The sequence below is a fragment of the Francisella salina genome, assembly GCF_000219045.1.
Lineage (GTDB): Bacteria > Pseudomonadota > Gammaproteobacteria > Francisellales > Francisellaceae > Francisella > Francisella salimarina.
On sequence record NC_015696.1, the window covers coordinates 2,008,466 to 2,028,871 of the forward strand.

The following is a 20,406-nucleotide window of genomic DNA, read 5'->3' on the forward strand; positions in this document are numbered from 1 at the left end:
TATTAACTATGTTCATAATTTAAGGAACTAATATGAGAAAAAATATAACTATTTTCTCTGTACTAATCTTAGCGTTACTATTATTCCTAGCAACCCAAGATCTCAAAATGCTTAGCATGATTGGCATTGCCTTTATGCTAGGTCTTAGACATGGCTTTGATGCTGATCATATTGTAGCTATAGATAATGTAACTAGACAACTAATAATTCAAAATAGAGCGAGTTTCAAAACTGGTTTATTTTTTGCTTTAGGTCACTCTACAATAGTTTTTCTACTTACTCTACTTATAGTTATCGGCTTTAGTTTTGCAAGTATCGAGAAAACTAGTGCTTTGGATGTGGGAGCTTTTTTTGGAACTATTGTATCGGCTGTATTTTTGCTACTAACAGGGACTATGAGTCTTCTCTCTCTAAAGAAAATGCTCAAAAATAAAACTAGTATGGCTCACGATCATACATCAAATTCTATATTGGCAAAACTTTTTAGACCTATAATCAAAGTTATAGATAGACCATATAAAATGTATCTTGTAGGCTTTCTATTTGGTTTAGGCTTTGATACCGCGACTGAGATAGCTCTATTGGGCATGGCTGCTGCTAATGTACTAAATGGTTTATCTATTTGGTATATTATGTTGCTACCTATCTCATTTGCTCTAGGGATGATTATAGTTGACTCTATAGATGCTGGATTGATGTCAAAAGTTCTAAGCTTTAACTCAAAAGAGCAGAGATTTTATCGTTATAACATTATAATACTATGTATTGTGATAGCAGCTGCTTATATCGTTGCATTTGTTGAATTGTTAGGTTTATTAAATACAAATATAGCTACAATTAATATGATTACTGGCTTTGTTGATGATTATTCATCTACTATTGGCTTAAGCTTAGTAGCTATTTTCTCTGTATTTTTTGTGTTTAAGTTTGTAAATGTATACTCAAAAAGAAAAATAAAATAATACCTTACTGGACAGCATAATGTGCTACCCCTACAGAATTTTATTTATCATAAAAGGTAAAAAATGAAGCAAAAAACTCTAATTCTTGGTATAGGATCACCTTTTGCAGATGATCAATTTGGTTGGTTTGTAGCCGATAAACTAGCTGAAATTGTAAGAGAAAAAAATATTCAAAATATCACTGTAGAAAGTGCTGATAGACCCGGTTTAAATCTACTAACATTTCTAGATAGTGGATATGACAAAATTATCTTAATAGATGCTGTATATGCAAAAGTTACACCAGGTACAGAGTTTTACTTCAAAGCAAAAGACATACTTAGCTTTGGTGGTTTTCTATCCTCACATAGCGTTGGAGTCGCGCCATCTTTAGCATTAGCTGATGCTATAGGGATGGATATTAGCAATGTTGAGTTTTATGGTGTAGAGGGTCAAAGAATCTTTGAAAAAGATGAAATACTCTCTGATGTTGTAAAAGGTGCTATAGAGTCAATGTCTAAAAATATTATAAGTAAACTAGATCTATAGTTTAGTAAACTTATAACTAAGAGCTAATATAAATTCATATAATTACTTCTGTAATAGCTTCTCAGCAACATAAGGTGCAAAATACGTAAATATCCCACATGCACCAGCACGCTTAAACACTAGCAGAGACTCTAAAATAACTTTCTCATCTAACTCACCACAATCAACAGATTTTTTAAGCATATTATATTCGCCACTTACCTGATAAACAAAAGTTGGAAGTCTAAACTCTGACGATACTCTATAAACTATATCTAGATATGGCATACCAGGCTTGACCATAATACTATCAGCGCCTTCTGATATATCCATAGCTACTTCTCTAAGTGCTTCATCAGAGTTTGCTGGATCCATTTGATAGCCACGCTTATCGCGAAATTTTAATATTTTATCATTACCTGTTAGGTTAGTAGTACCTATAGCATCCCTAAATGGTCCATAAAATCCTGAAGCATACTTAGCTGCGTATGACATAATCTGCGTATCAACTAACCCCTCATCTTCTAATGCTTGACGAATCATTCCAATACGCCCATCCATCATATCAGAAGGCGCAACGATATCACATCCTGCCTGCGCTTGAACTAGTGCTTGCTGAACTAGTACATCTACAGTCTGGTCATTCAATACCCTATGTTTATCGTCTAGAATCCCATCATGTCCGTGATCTGTGAAAGGATCTAAAGCTACATCACATATAATTCCGATATTCTTATTTTCATCTTTTGCAGCTTTTATAGCTCGACAAACAATATTTGATGGATTTACAGCCTCTGATGCTTGAGAGTCTTTCTTATGACTACTTATATTTGGAAAAAGTGCTATTGCTGGGATTCCTAACTCAGTTGCTTTTCTGACAATGGCTGGAACACTTTTTAGGCTATAACGAAATACTCCAGGCATAGACTCAATAGGAATATCTCCTTCATCATCACGGTCATGTATAAATACCGGCCAAATTAAATCACTTGGCGAAAGAGTATTTTCTGCAATTAACTTTCTTGACCATTCAGTCTGTCTAGTTCGACGAAGTCTAGTTTTTGGGTAACTCTCAAATGACATATAATAATCCCTTAAGGTTTTTAACTTTAAATATTTATCTGAGCAAATTCTAACTTGTGTTAACAACACGTTATACGAAGCAGATTATCAAACTTTTGATAAAAAAGAGTTTAGATAAATATTGTCAGAATAAACTCTGAGGTGATTATAATTTATTTTTTATAAAATTGTTATCTTTGATACAAAAATACATCAGGCCTCTGTAGTAGCTGATGACAAAGAATCAAATAACTTTTGTATTACCTCAGCAGGAATATTACGAGTTATAAAAACTAATCTAGTACGATGATCATTATCTGGCCATTCATCGAGCCATCTAACAGGATGAAAAAGATGTTGTACTCCGTGTATAACCACAGGCACCTCCTCTCCCACTATATTTATAATACCCTTAACTCGAAGCAAGTTTGGTCCTGATATAGCTGAAACTAGCTCTAGAAACAAATTAAATGCCATCAAACTAATAGGGGTATCAACTAGTCATTGAAAAAGCTTGTATTTCACTACTATGGCGATTTATATTATGATGGTCGTGGTCGTGGTCGTGGTCGTGGTCGTGGTCGTGGTCGTGGTTATGATGCTGATCAAACTCTTCGATTGCAAGCCACTTTAAAATTTCTTCAGATTCACTATCTGAATCATAAGTATTTAAACCTATTATTGCTGATATTACAGCACCTTTATCTGCACCATCTATTATTTGAGTTGATGGATTTATTGACCTTAATACACTTATTAGATTTTCTTGTGTTTTTTTGTCAGCTATATCTGTCTTAGAAATAACAATTCGTTCAGCCATTGCGGCTTGTTTAAGAGCTTCTTGATGTATATCTAAAGTTGAAGCCCCATTAACCGCATCAACAATAGTAATCACCCCTGCTAACTTATAATTTTGATGAAGCTCGAATGATCTCATTAATGTATGGATTATAGGTGCTGGATCTGCCAAACCTGTAGTTTCTATTACAACTCTATCGAATTCTTTCGTATCTTTGTTTGACAGTTTATTTGCTAAATTAAGTAATGTTTGAGTCAAATCTGCTCTAATAGTACAGCAGATACAGCCATTTTGGAGTTCAACGATATCTTCATCACTATGTTCAACTAAAGCATGATCTAGTCCAACTTCACCAAACTCATTAATTATTATAGCTGTTCTTGACATTCCTTCTTGTCTAAGAAGCTTAGATAAGAAAGTAGTCTTTCCACTACCTAGAAAACCTGTGATTACGATCACAGGAATAAGTTTTTGAGGAGCCATATCTTGCATTACTAATACCTAACCTTTATTGATTTTGTATCTAGACAATATAAATCTTATCAAATACTATTAAATGTTATAATATAACATATTAAGAATTTTAAGTTAAATCTTCTTGTGTACTGAAGCTATGGTAAAATCTATTGGAAAAAACAGATCTCAATCAAAAGATAAATTAGTACTATCAGATATATACGATGATAATATTAATATCTCTATATGGCAGAGAAATATTAGTGAAAACTTATCTATAGCTGCTAAAAATTACATTAGAGAAAGTAGCAGTACTCATACTCTACCTATAATAGTCAAACCATTAGATGTCAAAGAACAACTAACTAAGCAGCTACCAAACTTTCCTCTGCAAAATTATTTAATTGAAGATATAACAGAGATCATCGATATGTTTTGTTATCTTTTTGATTTAGAACAAGCCGGTCTAAGATTAGCTATTATTGATAAAGCTATGTGCCCTCGTTTTCATGTTGATCATGTGCCATGTAGACTTATAACAACTTATTCAGGTACAGGAAGCGAATGGTTATATAATGAAGAAGTTGATAGAAACTTACTAGGTAAGGTCGATAATCCTTTCTTGAATAAAAATGCAAATATTCAAAAACTTAATACTGGAGATATTGCATTACTTAAAGGGGAGTCTTGGATAGGCAACTCAGGCTCAGCTATAGTTCATAGATCACCAAATATTGTAGATGGAGAAAGAAGGTTACTATTAACTTTAGACTTTGCCTAAAGTAATTTGGAAACTGTAGCCCCCAACTATAAGTTTTAAATATACTCCTTTTTAGTAATTTAACTTTTCACCACTTATCAGATCAGCAGGTAGTTTGACAGTCATATAAATTGCTCCACCTAATGCAAAGCCTATTGCTGCAAATGGAGCTACAAAAGCATTAACTATATCGCTATCACCTGAATGATATTCTCCATTATAGAGAATATCTTGTGTCTTTGAAGCCCCTTTGAATAAACCAAAAAAAGAACCAATTGGTGCAGTTGCCAATAAGGCTACATCTGTAACTGGTGTAACTACAAATTCATCCAAAAAACCTTTACTCTCTACTTTTGAAGGATTAGAAGGAGCATTTATCGGATCATTACTAATACCAGTATCAGCAAAGCTATAGTTTAATAGGAAGAGAAAAAAGCATATATAAAACACTATTTTTTTAATCATAAACCTCTCCAGCGAAGCTATTTATTAAAGAAAAATAATTAAGATTTTACTTTAATATCATTTAGATAAATAGCTGATTAGATAAATATTAATCAACCGAAATTCGCTTATATTTGATCTTAGTGATAGCATCATATTTATCACCAAGACGGCGCTTTTTGTCTTCGATATAAGCATCGTAGTTACCTTCAAACCAAACCACTTCACTATTACCCTCAAAAGCAAGCATATGAGTCGCAATACGGTTTAAGAACCATCTATCATGCGAAATAACCATAATACAACCCGGGAAGGCTAATATAGCTTCCTCAAGCGCTCTTAGAGTCTCGACATCAAGATCGTTTGTCGGTTCATCTAGTAGAATAACATTGCCACCACTTCTAAGTAGCTTCGCAAGATGGACACGGTTTCTCTCTCCACCTGATAACTGAGAAATATATTTCTGCTGATCTGCTCCTTTGAAGTTAAATCTACCTACATATTGGCGTGATGGAATAGTGAATTTACCAACTGTAATTACATCTAGACCATCTGCAATTTCTTCCCAAACAGTTTTGTTATCATCTAGAGCATCACGAGACTGATCTACATAAGCTAAATTTACAGTTTCACCGATATTTATCTCACCAGAATCAGGAGTTTCTTTACCAGTTAGCATCTTAAAGAATGTAGACTTACCAGCACCATTAGCTCCAATAATACCAACAATCGAACCTGGATAAACATCCATTTCAAGACCATCTACAAGAAGCTTATCATCAAAAGATTTTACAAGATCTTTGACTTTGATGACATTGTTACCTAGTCTTTCTCCAGGTGGAATATATAGCTCTTGAGTTTCATTACGCTTTTGGAACTCTTGTGAGCTTAACTCATCGAATTTCGCTAATCTAGCTTTTGATTTAGCTTGGCGACCTTTGGCATTTTGACGTACCCACTCTAGCTCTTCTTTAAGCGCTTTTTGATGTGAAGATTCACGTTTCTCTTCCATCTCTAGACGTTTTTGCTTTTGCTCAAGCCATTGTGAATAGTTACCTTTAAATGGTATACCTTCTCCTCTATCAAGCTCAAGAATCCACTCAGCAACATTATCTAAGAAATATCTATCATGAGTAATAGCTACAACTGTACCTTTATATTCTGCCAAGAATTTCTCTAACCATGCTACAGATTCAGCATCTAAGTGGTTAGTAGGCTCATCTAGAAGTAGGATATCAGGAGCAGATAATAGAAGTTTACATAAAGCAACACGACGAGCTTCACCACCAGATAGCTTAGTAACATCAGCATCCCAAGGTGGAAGGCGAAGAGCTTCTGCAGCAACCTCTAGCTTACGATCAATCTCCCAAGCACCAGCAGCATCTATAGCATTTTGTAAATTACCTTGCTCTTCTAGAAGTTTAGCCATTTCATCATCTGACATTGGCTCACAAAACTTCATACTAATTTCATCAAACCTAGTAAGCATCTCTTGCAAGTGTGATAATGCCTCTTCAACATTACCTCTTACATCTTTTGTTTCATCTAGCTTCGGTTCTTGTGGTAGATAACCAATTTTGACACCTTTACGTGGAGCTGCTTCACCAACAATCTCAGTATCAAGACCAGCCATAATTCTAAGTAGTGTTGATTTACCAGAACCATTAAGACCTAATACACCAATCTTTGCGCCATCAAAGAATGATAGTGAAATATCTTTAAGGATATATTTGTTAGGTGGCACAACTTTGCCGACCCTATGCATTGAGTATATATATTTTTCAGCCATGCAAATTATTTTTGAAAATTTTAGATAAACAGATTATAGCAGATGATTAAAATAGTTTCTTTTATAAAGCAAAAATGACTTATTTTTTTGTTTTTTACAAAACCATATTCACTATAGTTTAGTTATTTTCATGATATTATCTTACGAACAATTTGACCTAATTATTGCGAGTTAGGTACTTTTATTTAAACTTTGAAATTAGAGATAAAAAAATGAAAGACTTACAACTAAAAACTATTTTTCTTTGTTCTTTAGGCATGGTTCTAGAATATTTTGATTTTATAATATATCTGAGCTTTTCTGAAGTGATTGGAGCTCATTTACTTCATAGTTCTAACTCCCAAATTATCATACTTTTAATATTTGCTTTAGGCTTTGTTACAAGACCTATTGGTGGCATTATCTTTGGACAAATTGGTGATAGAGTTGGACGCAAAAAAGTATTGGTAGCTGCTGTACTTTTGATGACAATTGGCACATTAGGTATTGGTCTTATTCCTAATGCTTCAGTCATAGGAATATATGCTGGTTTACTATTACTTACTTTTCGTATTATGCAAGGTCTTTCTGCTGGTGGAGAGGTCAATAGTGCATTTACATATCTAAACGAAACTATCATTACTAACAAAATATATCCTATCGCAGCAATAATGATCTCTGCAGCTATAGGTGTAATGCTTGCTAAGCTACTAACGATAATACTTAATTTTATTTTCCCTGAGAATTATGCTTGGAGAATTGCTTTTATACTTGGTTCTACGCTAGGAATTGTTACTTTTTATATAAGAAAAGAGCTGCATGAGAGTCCTCTTTTTACACAATTATTACAAACTAATCAACTGACAAAAAATCCAATTATTGAGCTATTCAAACATTACAAAATGCCGTTATTAGGTTGTTTTTTGATGACTGCTAATGTTATGTCTTGTATTACATTGTTCTATTATGCTTTACCAAGCTATTTAACAAATCTATCTAGTTATAGCTCTAACAGTATGCTCAAGATTAGTATTATAGGCTTACTTATGATGTGTTTATTTGGCTTACTATCAGCATTACTAATAAAGAAAGATAACATTCCAAAATTGGATAATTGGTTCTTACTTTTATCATCAATATTATCTATCTGGTTATGCTATGCTTTTATTCATAACTCACACTATATGGTTGCGTATTTAGTCTATAGTATTTTTTTTAGTGCTTATATTATGATTGCTCAATATAGATGTATTAATGCTCTACCTGTCAAAGTAAGATTAGTTGGTATGGGAATTGGTTATGGTTTAGGTTCTGCTGTTTTCGTTGGATTTATGCCTCTTATAACACAATCTCTTATTCTAGAGTACCACTCACTTTATGTACCTGCTTTTATTGCTATTATTACAGCAGTATTATCTTTAGTAGGTTCCCTTATTCTAAATAAAAATAGCTAAATTTTATATTCTTCTTTATTTTTCATATCCAATATATTCGACAGAATTATTAGCTACTTCAAACTTAAATATTACTAATCTAAATCTAAACAGAAACATGCCCTCAGTGATATTATCTTCTTTGACTCTTCTAATAACCTCTTCTTCTAGAGATTCATTTGTGTATCTACATAAATCAAAAATACTTGTAAAATCAGTATATAATTTTTCAAAGTTTATAGTTTTCATTATTGTTTCTGATGTAAAACAAATCTATACAACCAAATATACATTACGGTAAAAGTTATCTCTATTAATAATTCTACTAAAAATAGTTTTTCTAATCCCCCAGGTAGCCCCATGCGCAAAGGAGGAAGTAGAGATTTTTTAAGATTTATTTTTTCCTCTATGTTTAAGAGACATAAAGAAGATTTTCCTAAAGACCATGTTTTAGAAAAACAACAAGCTTTAGAGCTCTTAGATAAATTAAATGATTATAGTATTACTTGGTTAGGGCATGCTGCTTTTTTGATTAAGCTTAATGAATATTTTATTGTTACAGATCCTTTTTTAAGTAAAAATGCTGGGCCTAGATTTTTAGGACCAAAACGAGAAATATTTTCTCCTTTAGATTTAAGTGAGCTTCCAAAAATTGATATGCTTATTATTAGTCATAATCATTATGATCATTTAGACTCAAAAGTTATAAAGAACTTTCCAAATAAAGAAAATATCAAAGTAATAGTACCACTAGGGCTTAGTAATTTCTTTATCAAAAGAGGTTTTAAAAATGTAACAGAAATGAACTGGTGGCAAGAGATTAATATAAATAATATTACTATAGGCTGTTTACCATGCGTTCATTTTTCTGGTCGAGGATTATTTGATAGAAATAAAACTCTATGGGCCAGTTTCTCAATCAAAGATAAATACAAGAAAATATGGTTCTCAGGTGATACTGCTTATGGCGATGTATTTAAAGAAATTGGCAAAAAAGAAAAGTATTTTGATCTGGCTTTGATAGGTATAGGAGCATATGAACCTCGTGATTTTATGTGTTCTGTACATGCTACTCCGGAAGAAGCAATTCAAATAGCCAAAGATATCAAAGCGACCAAAACCATAGGCATGCACTGGGGAACTATCAGACTTACACCAGAGCCTTTTTTTGAGCCACCTAAAAGATTCAAACAAGCAGCTATAAATCAAAAATATGGCGATGATAATGCTTTGATTTTAAAAATTGGTGAAACTATAGATTTAGAAATCTAATAGGGTTGATTAGAAACTAATTAGCATTCGAGTACAACTAATCGCAATAATAAACATAAGAATCCCCGTAACTCGTTCTACCCACTGCCAAACAACTAATTTTTGGATAAATTTTCTTAGAAAAAAACCTGATAACATCAAAGATAAAAACCAAGTAAAACTTGCTAACATTGCGCCAAACATAAATTCTATTTTTAAAATATTGTCTTCATAATGCGCTGCTACTCCTCCTAATAGTATAACTATATCCAAAATAGCTTGAGGGTTAAGTAAGCTAAAGGAAATACTCAAAATGAAAATTTTTAAAAAACTATACTTATAAAAGTTTTCTTCTAATGGGTTTTTATTTGAGAAAGATGACCTTATCGAAATAAAACCATAATAAACTAAGAATAATATCGCAATAATAAGCATCACTGGTCTCAAAAGAGGAATGTATTGAGACATAGTAGTAGTTAATAAAATACTTAATATAATTAATACAACATCACAACAAAAGCATAGTAGTGCTGTAGAGATAGCGTAGTGTTTCTTGATTGACTGCTTGAGTACAAAAATATTTTGTGCTCCTATTCCTAAAATCAATGATAAAGCTAAACTAAACCCAGATATGAATGCCATAATTATTTTCTTGTTTTGAAATATTTGATGAAATAGAAATTTATCATACACTCGATAATTAGTATAATTAATAATTATTATAATACATAAGTTAAATTAATAATCATGGTAGATTATAAAGCTATACAGGCATTAAAAGAAGTAATAGAACAGCAAAGTTTCGAACTTGCTGCTGATAAATTATTCATAAGCCAGTCAGCTGTATCACAACGAATAAAATCTCTTGAAACAAAGTTTGGTGCTCCTGTTCTTATAAGGGTACTTCCTTATAAGGTTACAAAGTTAGGCCAAGATTTATTAAGTCATTTAGCAAAAGTAGAACTATTAGAATCTGGTCTACTAAAAGAAAAAAAACTAATAGAAAATACTAAACTGCAAATATCAATAGCTATAAATCAAGATAGTCTAGATACTTGGTTTCTAGATACTTTAGACAATATAGATACATCTAATATCTCTAGATTCAATATCAAAACTTTTGATCAGGAAATGACTCACAAATCATTGCAAAACGGAGAAGTTTTGTCTTGTATTAGTACAAATGATAAAGTCTCTCACGGATGTCTTGTCGAGAAGCTTGGTGAAATAGACTATTTGTTGGTTTGCTCTAATTATTTTTATGATAAGTACTTCAAAAAAATTAAAAGAAATAGTAAAAAATGGATAAATGCTCTGAAGCAAGCTCCTTCTTTATTATTCAATCAGTATGATCAATTAAATGCTAGATTTATGGAGAAATTTTACGGCTTTCAAGTTGATATAGATAATTGTCATATTATTCCTTCTGTAAAAGGATTTAAACAAATGTGTTTACAAAGCAAGGGCTATGCTTTATTACCAAAATCAGACATTATAAAAGAACTTAAAAATAATGAACTTATTGTTTTAGATAATGAGTGTATATGGAATATGAAACTATATTTTCATTACTGGGATTTACCAGATGATACATATCGCGCAATCATCACCAAACTAATTTCAGAAAGTAAAAACCAATTACAACAAATCAATGATTATTTTGATATATCAAATATTGTATATTACGCTGATTGAATAGTATTACTCCTAATTTTAAATAGATTATTTCTTTTATAAAAAATCCTAAGTCCCATAATAAAACTAATAACTGATAATACACTTATAATACTTAGCATAAAACCAATCGATGGATTCATACTTGATGCAATAATACTTATCAAGAAAATCCCACACATTTGCATAGATTCATAAAAAGCACTAGCTACTCCTTTCATATTATCAAATAAACTCAAAAGATTTGCTGCTGAAATTGGTATTACTATTCCACAAGCTAAGAAAAAAATAGCAAGAATAAATAAAAGATCAAATAGCCCTAATAGATTTAATAAATCTAAAATTATCAATATATTAGATGATAAGAACATGAGAAATAATCCAAACAGTATAACCTTATTTTTATCCATATACTTAAGCAATATCATTGATGTCAAAAAACGTGAAACAATTATCATCATTAATAAAAGTGTTGAGATCATACCAAAAGCTACTGATGTTAAATGATAATCCTTGATTAATATAAATGATCCTACTACATCAAACGAAATTCCTCCTGATAAACCAGTAATAATAAAAAGTAGATAAATCCAAAATTTCTTATTTTTTGCAACAATTAGATAATTATTGACTAAATGACTAATATTCATTGCTTTAGGATTTTTATCTTTATTAGTTTCTGGTAATAAAAAAAGTACAGCAATAAATAAACTAACCGCAAAAATAAACATAAAAATAAAATTGCTCTGCCAACCAAAATGAAACTGTAAAAAACCTCCAATAACTGGAGAAATAGCTGGAGCTACGGCAAAAAATATACTCATCCAAGATACTGCTTTTAAAAAGTGTTCTTTTCTAAAAGAGTCCTGAACCAATGTTCTAGCCAAAGTAATTAAAGCTCCTGCACCGAGACCCTGTATAGCTCTACTAAAAATTAGAAATATAATAGAATGAGAGAGAATACATAATATTGAACCTAAAGCAAAGATTATAGATCCTATTAAAATTAAAGGTTTCCTACCGTATTTATCTGATGCTGGTCCATAGATAAGCTGAGATATAGCCATTGTTACAAAAAAACTTGAAACTGTCATTCTAGATAATGATGAACTTGTATCAAAATAATCTGTAATTGCTGGAAGAGAAGGTGTAAACATCATCGCACCAAAGAAATAACCGCAACCTAAAGCTATTGTAAAAATTGTTAGCATTACAACACCTAAAGGTTTTTTTCTGACTAAAATCATAGGAAGAGTCTCTTTTTTAAATTATTGAACAATTGATCAATAATATTATCACCTAATGATCGATCGTTCAATAGAATTTAAAACATACTATCTGCTATAATTTCTAAAAACTTATGAAACTCTTAAAATTAATGGAATCTAAAACTCATAAAACTGCTAAAAAAATTATTAAATCTGCAAAAGTGTTATTTCTTGAAAATGGTTTTAATGGCACATCTATTAGAGATATTGCTAAAAAAGCTAATGTACAAAGCTCTCTTATATATCATTATTTTTCTAATAAGACTGACTTATGGAAAGCTGTTAAAGAATCTTTAATAAATTCTGAAACATTTTCTGATATCAAAGACTGTATAAAGGAAGATACATTTGAAGAGTTTTTAAAAAAGCTAGTCAAAGCAAGGTTTAATATTCATACAAAAAATCCTGATATACTAAAAATGTTAGACTGGCAGCGCTTAGAAAAAAACTCTTCTTTATCAGGTATCAAAAATCAACAAAAATTCGCATCATTTGATCAACTTGAAGAAAAAATAAAAGATTTTCAAAATAATGGACAACTATCCAAAGATTTTTCTGCTAAATATGTCCTTCTATTTATATCATCTGCAACGTTAGCTCCATTCATAAGATCTTATGAGTTAGATAAAGATATATTAGAAGAAAATGACTTTATTAAAACAACCACTACGCTTTTATTAAAAGCATTCAAATAATTATAAAACTAAATATTTCTCGCAAAAACAATAAGTGTTAATCCCAAAATATAAGTTATAAACATTAGTACTATCAACTTATTTGTACCTTTTGGTGCTTTGGCAAATTCTTTCCAAATAAATACACCCCAGAATGCCGCTATCATTGTTGCACCTTGACCCAAACCATACGAGATAGAAGGTCCAGCAATACCAGAAGCTATAAAGTTAAGACAAGATCCAATCCCCCAAATCACACCACCTAATATACCAATAATATGCAACCATGGCGTACCTTGAGAGAAATAGTCTTTAAACTTAAGTTTTTTACCAGAAATAGGAAACTTAATCATCCAACCATTAATCACAAAGTTAGATACAAATATCCCTACAGCAAATATAAAACTTGCTGTATAAGGTGTCATTAAGCCAACCTGAGGAGTTACAAAATCATTTGAGATTGATTTAATAACCAATGGATAGAAAAAGCCCATTAAGATACCTGAAATAATAGAAACTATAAATCCTTTAAGCATATTTTTGTTTTTATTATCAGAAATACGCTTATATATAACAGCATCAATAATAATTGCTGCAAGTACGCTCAAAACTCCTAAAAACAAGACTATAGGCTGACCTAGAGGTGTTGCTATATAGTTTGTAATCACACCTATGACTAGAGCCAAACCAATAGCTAAAGGAAAAGCTACAGACATCCCTGCAATATCAATAGCAGCTACAAGTAGTATATTAGCTAAGTTAAAAACCACACCACCCATAAAAGCATAAATAAAACTCTCAGATGACGCTTGAGAAATATCACTAAAGAATGATCTACCTTCTGTACCAAAACTTCCCATAGTTATAGCTAAGACAAAAGATACTATCAAAATCCCTAAAGCATAATCCCAATAATACTGTTGAAAAGGCCACTCTTTTGTCGAGAGCTTTTGTGTATTTGCCCAAGAACCCCAACATAGCATCGTAATTATGCAAAAAAATACCGCAACACCGTACGAGTGTAGTACAACCATTTTAAATCTCCATATATTATATTTTTTGTTCTAAATAAGTATTCAATTTCTCTAAAGTAGGTGCTGAATCTTCTGCCCCCTCTATAGTTACTGCTAGAGCTGCTGCTGTATTAGCTATCTCGATTGATTGTTCTATAGATAATCCTTTGTCTAGACAAAATGCCAAAACACCATTAAAAGTATCTCCTGCAGCTGTAGTGTCTACCACATCTACTTTTTTGGTAGCAAATAATTTTTGTTCTTGACCATTATTTTTTGATAATAAAGCGCCTTGTTCACCCAAAGTTACTATAACTGTAGATACACCTTTATTATGCAGCTCTTTTGCTGCCTGCTTAGCTGTATTTACGTCTTTAACCTCTATACCTGACAAAATAGATGCCTCAGTCTCATTTGGCGTTAATATATCTACCTTTTTGAGTAGCTCTTGAGGTAGCTCTCTAGCTGGGGCAGGGTTTAATATAAAAGTTTGTTTATCAGTGATTTTATTTGCTAAATACTCAATAGTTTCCAAAGGAGTTTCTAGTTGGGTTAATATGATTTTTGCTTGTTGGATTTTTTGGTTATGTTTGTCCAAAATTTGCTGATCTAACTTAGCATTAGCTCCCATTACTACATTAATTATATTTTGACCTTGATTATCAACACAAATAAAAGCCAAACCTGTATTACTACCAGAATCTTGATTGATAGTTAAGCTATCTAGACCTTCTTTTTTATAAAACTCTAAAAGCCTATCTCCAAAACTATCTTTACCAAGGTTTGTAATAAAAGTTACATTTTCGCCAAGTCTTCTTGCAGCTACAGCTTGATTAGCTCCTTTACCACCACAAAACTCTTCATAATTTTGACTTATTATCGTTTGACCTTTTTGTGCAAGTTGATCAACTTTTACAACTAAATCTCTATTGGCACTTCCTACAACAACTACTGACATATTGATTTCTATATTTTTCATGAGTAAGTTATTATAAGGCTTTATCGATTACAGCTCTATAAAATACACGGTAATAATTATATAGATCTGAAATACTTAGATAAATATAAAGAAAACTACAACTCTAAACTCTTACTAACTATCTCATAGACATTTTTACTAGGATTAGAAGCTTTGATTTTCTCAAGAGCCTGTTTCATCATAGCTTGTCTATCAGAGTCATAGCGTTTCCAGCTCATCAGATTTCGAGCCATTCTTGCAGCAACTTGATGATTAAATTTATCAAGCTCTAGCACAGTATCAGCCATAAAAGCATATCCTAAACCATCTTTGCGATGATATTGTGAGAAATTAGCACCAAAACCACCAATTAGTGAATAAACCTTATTAGGATTTTTTGCATTATATGCAGGATGATTAACTAAGCCTTTAACTATATCTAAAGCTGACTCATGAGAAATTTGAGCTTGAGATACTAGCCATTTATTTACAACTAAATCCTCATGTTTCCAACGCTTATAAAACTCATTAATAGCATTATCACGAACTTGCTTATCATTAGACTTTAACAATGCTGAAAATGCGGTTTGCTGATCTGTCATATTATCAGCATTATCAAATAGTTGTTGTGCTAGCTTTGTACCTTGACTTTGATCACTAGCATTCATCAGATAACTCAAGCAGACACCTTTTAGCTTTCTTTTAGCAATTTGCTCAGCTGATAGGCTATATGGCTTATTATCACTACATTGTTGATATACTGCTAGCCAATCATCTTTTAGCTTATCTGCTAGCTGATTCATGACTTTTTTACGAGATTTTACAATTTCATCAACCATAATTGTCGGCATTGCCTCAGCAATTGTAGACTCTGTTGGTATCATTAGAGCATCACTAATTAAGGCTTTATCTAAATCTTTATCATGTAAAATTGATTTAAAAGCATTTAAAAACTCCGTATCTACATCAGCATTGTTTAATATCATTTTAGTAGCTAATTGCTGTAAAGAGTCCCAACGATTAAAAGCATTATTATCATACTTAACGATATGTAATAGCTCTGATTCAGCACGCTCATGCTCAACCTTCACAGGTGCCGAAAAATCTCTAAATAAAGAAGCTACTGGCTTTGCAGTAATATTTTCAAAAGTATAGGTTTGCTTTTGCTCTGTTAGCTCAATAACTTGCTCGGCGATATTTTCACCTTCTGGAGTGATAAGCCTCATACTAACTGGTATATGAAGAGCTTGTTTTTCTTTTTGATCTGCTGTTGGCGGAGTAGTTTGCTCTAGTATTAGACTATAAATTTGATTTTCTGCATCATAGTTCTGAGCAACTTTAATGCTTGGTGTACCTGATTGAGCATACCATCTTTTAAATAAGTTAAAATCACGATTATTAGCATCTGCCATAGCATTTACAAAATCATCACAAGTAACAGCTTGTCCATCATGTCTTTCAAAGTATAATTTCATACCTTTTTGGAAGCCTTCTTCGCCTAGTAAGGTATGAATCATACGAATTATCTCAGCACCTTTATGATAAACCGTTACAGTATAGAAATTATTCATCTCAATGTACGACTCAGGTCGGATAGGATGAGACATTGGACTAGCATCTTCAGCAAATTGAGCACTTCTAATAATACGTACATCATCAATTCTTTTAACATCTCTAGAGTTTAAATCAGAAGTAAACTCTTGGTCTCTAAATACAGTCAAGCCTTCTTTTAAGCTAAGCTGGAACCAGTCTCTACAAGTAACTCTATCACCTGTCCAATTATGAAAATACTCATGTCCCACTACACTTTGTACCAATTCAAAATCTTTATCTGTAGCAGTCCTATCACTAGCCATAATATATTTGGTATTAAAAATATTTAGACCTTTATTTTCCATTGCACCAGCATTAAAATCAGGCACCGCCACAATCATAAAAGTATCTAAGTCATACTCTAAGTCAAACCTATCCTCATCCCATTTCATAGAGTCTTTAACAGCTTGCATTGCATAATGACATTTATCTATATCTTGTTTAAAAGCGTATATTTCTAGACTGACTTTACGTTGTGATTTTGTGATATAAATATCTTTGATACTTGCCAAATCTCCAGCTACAAGAGCAAATAAATAGCAAGGCTTCTTAAATGGATCTTTCCATACTGCAAAATGCTGAGTATCTGAAATATCTCCAGACTCAACTTTATCGCCATTTGATAAAATTACTGGATATTTTTGCTTGTCTGCTATTATTTTGACTGTATAAGAAGACATCACATCTGGTCTATCTAGATAGTAAGTAATTTTTCTAAATCCAGTTGCCTCACATTGGGTACAAAACACCTCTCCAGACTTGTATAAACCTTCTAAAGAAGTATTAGCCTCAGGGTTAATCTCTACCACTGTTTCTAATACAAACTTTTCTGGAGCATCATCTATGATTAATTGGTTTTCATTAACTATAAAATCTGTATTTGATAGCTCTTTATTATCTATTTTTATAGATAATAGTTTTAGATTATTACCATCTAAAACCAGTGTGTTATTTTCACGATTTGCTGGATTAGCTACTATATATAAATTTGCTGTCACTCTAGTTTTTGACTCATTAAGTTCAAATTTTAGATGTGTTTCATTTATAAGATAATTACTTGGCTTGTAGTCTCTCAAATATTTAATTTCTGGTTGATTCATAGTTAGGGTGATATTAGATATTTTTATTTAGAATAGCAGTAGCTAAATATTGTTGCAATTATATATACTAACTATGAATTACTTTTAATACTTATAAGTTAAAATAAAGTGTGAAATAAGATGCTAGTAGTCTCTTATAACCTCAAAAACTTCTTTTAATTTCTGCTGATCTTTTTGTCCTGGTTCAGATTCTACACCAGAATTAATATCATAAGCAGAACATCTTAGCTCTATTGCTTTTGCTATATTTTTAGGATTCAGACCACCAGCAAGTATTATATTTTTCCTGTCTTTGATAAGACTCCAATCAAAAGCTTTACCAGTACCACCTGATTTACCATCTACTTGAGCATCCAATAAGTGATAATCTACATTAGCAAAAAACTCTGGGACAGTTTTGTCAATTCCATAAGCTTTCCATATCTGACAGTTTTTATGTAGTTTTGATTTTAGTGCATCTATATATTCTTGATTTTCGTCACCATGTAACTGCACTGCACTAAGTTTCAAACCATAAGCAGTATTTACAACATCTTCAATACTAGCATTAGCAAATACACCTACATAGTTTAATCTAACTTTTTTAGTTATTTGTTTTGCCATGGCAAAATCTACACAGCGAGGAGATTTCTCTACAAATATAAATCCTCCATACACCGCTCCTGCATTATATGCTTTTTGCGCATTTTCTACAGAGGTAAGACCACAAACCTTATTAAAACCATATACAAGCTTTCTAACTGCAAGTTCTAGATTGCGTTCACTCATAATAGAACTACCTATCAAAAAACCATTAACATAATTTCTTAAATCACGGATTTCTTGATTTTTATAAATTCCTGATTCTGAAATAATAGTTGTTCCTTTAGGTATTTTTGGCGCCAAAAGACGCGTAGTATTTAGATCAATAGAAAGATCTCTTAGATTACGATTATTAATACCTATAACTTTTGCTTTGAGTTTGATAGCTCTTTCAAGTTCTTCTTCATTACTAACTTCAGTTAAGATACCCATGCCAAGACGATTAGCTACTTTTGCTAGTTTCTTATACTCATTATCATCTAATACCGAAAGCATCAGTAACACTGCATCAGCTTGATAATGCCTAGCTAAATATATTTGATACTCATCTATAATAAAATCTTTACAAAGTATAGGTTGAGTTACTTGCTTTCTAACAATTTCTAGATTTGCAAAGCTACCCATAAAGAATTCTTCATCTGTAAGTACAGATATTACATTTGCGTAATTTTTATATACTGCTGCTATTTCATTTAGATCAAATTTTTTACGGATAACTCCTTTAGAAGGAGATCCTTTTTTACACTCTAGAATAAATACTGCTTTGTCTGATTCTAAAGCCTGATAAAAATCCCTATCTGTTTTTATAACTTCTTTTTTGAATACATCTAGTGGAAATAATCTTTTTTTTGCAAAAAGCCAATTTCTTTTTGCTTCAACTATCTTAGCTAATATAGTTTCCATAATACTTATTATTTATATAATTTTATGAAGTATTTTAAACGAAAAAACAATAAAAGTTGAATTTTTCTGTACTTTGTTGATTTGAAGATTATTTATTTTAGATATTCAACATTAACTTCAGCATAATCTTTAATAGGATTATATCTATCAAAATCTGCTTTATAAGCTCTCTTTTTAGAATTATCTGCCCAAATTTGTTGCCATTTATCAATAATAGCATCAGGTAGCTCGCCTTCAATACGGTGCGTTTGATGGTTAAGCTCAATTTGCACAGAATTTAACCCTGTTGGTACCTCAAAAGACTCTGCCACCTCATAACCTATCAAAAGAGTATATGGAGCCGTATGATCGCCTTCATACTCATAATAAACAGATATTATATCCTGAGATATATTTTGACCATTAAGATACTCTAGTACCTCACTATTAAAGAAAAGCTCCCAAGCTTCTTCAAGCAAATCTTCCCTATCATTAGAAACTTTTGATGCTACACCTACTACTTTCATTTTACTATCTTGTTAAACATTCTGCATAGCTAGATGGTATATTAAAAGGTGTTATATTACTATATTTCCAATCTATATTTTGCCAAACTTTATTTACTGTTACATCACGACCGCAGCCTGTACGATAATAGCAATATCTTTTAGGGTTTTTATGATGATAATCTTGATGATAACTTTCGGCTTTATAAAAATGTGTAGATGGTAAAATTTGAGTATATACAGGTTGATTATGCTTTTTAAATTCTGCTTTTAATTTTTTAGTAACATCTTCAGCAACCTGTTTTTGTTTATCATCGCTATAATATATAGCTTATTGATACTGCTCGCCTTTATCACAAAACTGTCCTTTAGAATCTGTAGGATCTATACGACGATAAAAATATTCTACTAAATCTTGATAACTAATTTTAGTAGGATCATATACAACCTCTACTGATTCTTTGTAGTTTGTAATACCTGCAGATACTGTTTTGTAAGTAGGATCTTTTTGCAAACCACCGTCATAACCAGAAATAATCTTTATAATACCATCATGGCTTAAATCTTGATGTTTTTGCATATATTCAAAATCTGATTCTAAACACCAAAAACAACCACCTGCAAATACAGCTTTTTGATATTTAGTATCACTATCAGCTGAAAAACCTAAACTACAAGATAATATCGATAAACTATATATTATTTTTTTCATGG

General features: G+C 31.6%; 20 protein-coding genes and 1 pseudogene. 7 read left to right on the forward strand and 14 right to left on the reverse strand.

Going from position 1 to position 20,406, the window contains the following annotated elements:
- Positions 1–32: 32 nt before the first annotated feature.
- Together F7308_RS09720 and F7308_RS09725 are read left to right on the forward strand one after the other, a co-directional pair.
- Positions 33–962 carry a HoxN/HupN/NixA family nickel/cobalt transporter gene (locus F7308_RS09720; RefSeq protein WP_013923703.1) on the forward strand — a complete coding sequence of 310 codons (930 nt, stop codon included), beginning with the start codon at positions 33–35 and terminating at the stop codon, positions 960–962.
- Positions 963–1,025: 63 nt separating this feature from the next.
- Positions 1,026–1,490 carry a hydrogenase maturation protease gene (locus tag F7308_RS09725; protein ID WP_013923704.1) on the forward strand — a complete coding sequence of 155 codons (465 nt, stop codon included), beginning with the start codon at positions 1,026–1,028 and terminating at the stop codon, positions 1,488–1,490.
- 42 nt (positions 1,491–1,532) lie between these two features.
- Here F7308_RS09725 and hemB read toward each other — a convergent pair whose 3' ends face one another.
- From hemB to F7308_RS09735, 3 genes are all read right to left on the reverse strand, one after another.
- Complete coding sequence (hemB, locus tag F7308_RS09730; RefSeq protein WP_013923705.1) at positions 1,533–2,552, reverse strand: porphobilinogen synthase; 1,020 nt, start codon at positions 2,550–2,552, stop codon at positions 1,533–1,535.
- A 192-nt stretch (positions 2,553–2,744) separates the two neighbouring features.
- Positions 2,745–3,017 (reverse strand): CobW C-terminal domain-containing protein, encoded by a 273-nt coding sequence (locus F7308_RS10230; protein ID WP_269562930.1) that lies wholly within the window; start codon positions 3,015–3,017, stop codon positions 2,745–2,747.
- Between the two features lie 7 nt (positions 3,018–3,024).
- Positions 3,025–3,822, reverse strand: a complete 798-nt coding sequence (locus F7308_RS09735; protein WP_013923707.1) for a CobW family GTP-binding protein — start codon at positions 3,820–3,822, stop codon at positions 3,025–3,027.
- Positions 3,823–3,943: 121 nt separating this feature from the next.
- Between F7308_RS09735 and F7308_RS09740 the strand changes: the two genes are divergently transcribed.
- On the forward strand, positions 3,944–4,567 hold the full coding sequence (locus F7308_RS09740; RefSeq protein ID WP_013923708.1) for a DUF1826 domain-containing protein: 624 nt from the start codon (positions 3,944–3,946) through the stop codon (positions 4,565–4,567).
- A gap of 51 nt (positions 4,568–4,618) precedes the next feature.
- Here the strand turns inward: F7308_RS09740 and F7308_RS09745 are convergent, their stop codons facing one another.
- Together F7308_RS09745 and ettA are read right to left on the reverse strand one after the other, a co-directional pair.
- Positions 4,619–5,011, reverse strand: coding sequence for a hypothetical protein (locus F7308_RS09745; RefSeq protein WP_013923709.1), 393 nt, complete (start codon positions 5,009–5,011; stop codon positions 4,619–4,621).
- Positions 5,012–5,099: 88 nt separating this feature from the next.
- On the reverse strand, positions 5,100–6,779 hold the full coding sequence (gene ettA / locus F7308_RS09750; protein WP_013923710.1) for an energy-dependent translational throttle protein EttA: 1,680 nt from the start codon (positions 6,777–6,779) through the stop codon (positions 5,100–5,102).
- A gap of 212 nt (positions 6,780–6,991) precedes the next feature.
- Between ettA and F7308_RS09755 the strand changes: the two genes are divergently transcribed.
- Positions 6,992–8,212, forward strand: coding sequence for an MFS transporter (locus F7308_RS09755; protein WP_013923711.1), 1,221 nt, complete (start codon positions 6,992–6,994; stop codon positions 8,210–8,212).
- A gap of 15 nt (positions 8,213–8,227) precedes the next feature.
- Here F7308_RS09755 and F7308_RS09760 read toward each other — a convergent pair whose 3' ends face one another.
- The gene (locus F7308_RS09760) at positions 8,228–8,440 is read right to left on the reverse strand and encodes a hypothetical protein (protein ID WP_013923712.1); all 213 of its coding nucleotides are present in this window, start codon (positions 8,438–8,440) and stop codon (positions 8,228–8,230) included.
- Positions 8,441–8,551: 111 nt separating this feature from the next.
- Between F7308_RS09760 and F7308_RS09765 the strand changes: the two genes are divergently transcribed.
- Positions 8,552–9,463 (forward strand): MBL fold metallo-hydrolase, encoded by a 912-nt coding sequence (locus tag F7308_RS09765; protein WP_013923713.1) that lies wholly within the window; start codon positions 8,552–8,554, stop codon positions 9,461–9,463.
- 9 nt (positions 9,464–9,472) lie between these two features.
- On the opposite strand, the gene F7308_RS09770 is transcribed toward F7308_RS09765, so the two are convergent.
- Positions 9,473–10,084 (reverse strand): LysE/ArgO family amino acid transporter, encoded by a 612-nt coding sequence (locus tag F7308_RS09770; protein WP_013923714.1) that lies wholly within the window; start codon positions 10,082–10,084, stop codon positions 9,473–9,475.
- Between the two features lie 105 nt (positions 10,085–10,189).
- Between F7308_RS09770 and F7308_RS09775 the strand changes: the two genes are divergently transcribed.
- Positions 10,190–11,137, forward strand: coding sequence for an ArgP/LysG family DNA-binding transcriptional regulator (locus tag F7308_RS09775; protein ID WP_013923715.1), 948 nt, complete (start codon positions 10,190–10,192; stop codon positions 11,135–11,137).
- Here F7308_RS09775 and F7308_RS09935 read toward each other — a convergent pair.
- Positions 11,125–12,363 (reverse strand): Bcr/CflA family efflux MFS transporter, encoded by a 1,239-nt coding sequence (locus tag F7308_RS09935; RefSeq protein ID WP_013923716.1) that lies wholly within the window; start codon positions 12,361–12,363, stop codon positions 11,125–11,127. The genes F7308_RS09775 and F7308_RS09935 overlap by 13 nt on opposite strands.
- 131 nt (positions 12,364–12,494) lie before the next feature.
- On the opposite strand from F7308_RS09935, the gene F7308_RS09940 reads away from it, so the two are divergent.
- Positions 12,495–13,079, forward strand: a complete 585-nt coding sequence (locus F7308_RS09940; RefSeq protein ID WP_013923717.1) for a TetR/AcrR family transcriptional regulator — start codon at positions 12,495–12,497, stop codon at positions 13,077–13,079.
- An 8-nt stretch (positions 13,080–13,087) separates the two neighbouring features.
- Here the strand turns inward: F7308_RS09940 and F7308_RS09790 are convergent, their stop codons facing one another.
- The 6 genes and pseudogenes from F7308_RS09790 to msrA form a co-directional block, all read right to left on the reverse strand.
- The gene (locus F7308_RS09790; protein ID WP_013923718.1) at positions 13,088–14,092 is read right to left on the reverse strand and encodes a GRP family sugar transporter; all 1,005 of its coding nucleotides are present in this window, start codon (positions 14,090–14,092) and stop codon (positions 13,088–13,090) included.
- A 16-nt stretch (positions 14,093–14,108) separates the two neighbouring features.
- Positions 14,109–15,050 (reverse strand): ribokinase, encoded by a 942-nt coding sequence (gene rbsK / locus F7308_RS09795; RefSeq protein WP_013923719.1) that lies wholly within the window; start codon positions 15,048–15,050, stop codon positions 14,109–14,111.
- A gap of 95 nt (positions 15,051–15,145) precedes the next feature.
- Complete coding sequence (gene pepN / locus F7308_RS09800) at positions 15,146–17,722, reverse strand: aminopeptidase N (protein ID WP_013923720.1); 2,577 nt, start codon at positions 17,720–17,722, stop codon at positions 15,146–15,148.
- Positions 17,723–17,845: 123 nt separating this feature from the next.
- Positions 17,846–19,207, reverse strand: a complete 1,362-nt coding sequence (gene trpCF, locus F7308_RS09805) for a bifunctional indole-3-glycerol-phosphate synthase TrpC/phosphoribosylanthranilate isomerase TrpF (RefSeq protein ID WP_013923721.1) — start codon at positions 19,205–19,207, stop codon at positions 17,846–17,848.
- A gap of 92 nt (positions 19,208–19,299) precedes the next feature.
- Positions 19,300–19,713 carry a GyrI-like domain-containing protein gene (locus F7308_RS09810; protein ID WP_013923722.1) on the reverse strand — a complete coding sequence of 138 codons (414 nt, stop codon included), beginning with the start codon at positions 19,711–19,713 and terminating at the stop codon, positions 19,300–19,302.
- Positions 19,714–19,717: 4 nt separating this feature from the next.
- A pseudogene (gene msrA, locus F7308_RS09815) lies at positions 19,718–20,404 on the reverse strand (peptide-methionine (S)-S-oxide reductase MsrA).
- Between the last annotated feature and the right edge of the window lie 2 nt (positions 20,405–20,406).

Excerpts from the sequence above, each read along its gene's own strand:
- F7308_RS09720 (WP_013923703.1), top strand. The coding sequence starts at position 33 with ATGAGAAAAAATATAACTATTTTCTCTGTACTAATCTTAGCGTTACTA.
- F7308_RS09725 (WP_013923704.1), top strand. The coding sequence starts at position 1,026 with ATGAAGCAAAAAACTCTAATTCTTGGTATAGGATCACCTTTTGCAGAT.
- hemB (WP_013923705.1), bottom strand. The coding sequence starts at position 2,552 with ATGTCATTTGAGAGTTACCCAAAAACTAGACTTCGTCGAACTAGACAG.
- F7308_RS09735 (WP_013923707.1), bottom strand. The coding sequence starts at position 3,822 with ATGCAAGATATGGCTCCTCAAAAACTTATTCCTGTGATCGTAATCACA.
- F7308_RS09740 (WP_013923708.1), top strand. The coding sequence starts at position 3,944 with ATGGTAAAATCTATTGGAAAAAACAGATCTCAATCAAAAGATAAATTA.
- F7308_RS09745 (WP_013923709.1), bottom strand. The coding sequence starts at position 5,011 with ATGATTAAAAAAATAGTGTTTTATATATGCTTTTTTCTCTTCCTATTA.
- ettA (WP_013923710.1), bottom strand. The coding sequence starts at position 6,779 with ATGGCTGAAAAATATATATACTCAATGCATAGGGTCGGCAAAGTTGTG.
- F7308_RS09755 (WP_013923711.1), top strand. The coding sequence starts at position 6,992 with ATGAAAGACTTACAACTAAAAACTATTTTTCTTTGTTCTTTAGGCATG.
- F7308_RS09760 (WP_013923712.1), bottom strand. The coding sequence starts at position 8,440 with ATGAAAACTATAAACTTTGAAAAATTATATACTGATTTTACAAGTATT.
- F7308_RS09765 (WP_013923713.1), top strand. The coding sequence starts at position 8,552 with ATGCGCAAAGGAGGAAGTAGAGATTTTTTAAGATTTATTTTTTCCTCT.
- F7308_RS09770 (WP_013923714.1), bottom strand. The coding sequence starts at position 10,084 with ATGGCATTCATATCTGGGTTTAGTTTAGCTTTATCATTGATTTTAGGA.
- F7308_RS09775 (WP_013923715.1), top strand. The coding sequence starts at position 10,190 with ATGGTAGATTATAAAGCTATACAGGCATTAAAAGAAGTAATAGAACAG.
- F7308_RS09935 (WP_013923716.1), bottom strand. The coding sequence starts at position 12,363 with ATGATTTTAGTCAGAAAAAAACCTTTAGGTGTTGTAATGCTAACAATT.
- F7308_RS09940 (WP_013923717.1), top strand. The coding sequence starts at position 12,495 with ATGGAATCTAAAACTCATAAAACTGCTAAAAAAATTATTAAATCTGCA.
- F7308_RS09790 (WP_013923718.1), bottom strand. The coding sequence starts at position 14,092 with ATGGTTGTACTACACTCGTACGGTGTTGCGGTATTTTTTTGCATAATT.
- rbsK (WP_013923719.1), bottom strand. The coding sequence starts at position 15,050 with ATGAAAAATATAGAAATCAATATGTCAGTAGTTGTTGTAGGAAGTGCC.
- pepN (WP_013923720.1), bottom strand. The coding sequence starts at position 17,722 with ATGAATCAACCAGAAATTAAATATTTGAGAGACTACAAGCCAAGTAAT.
- trpCF (WP_013923721.1), bottom strand. The coding sequence starts at position 19,207 with ATGGAAACTATATTAGCTAAGATAGTTGAAGCAAAAAGAAATTGGCTT.
- F7308_RS09810 (WP_013923722.1), bottom strand. The coding sequence starts at position 19,713 with ATGAAAGTAGTAGGTGTAGCATCAAAAGTTTCTAATGATAGGGAAGAT.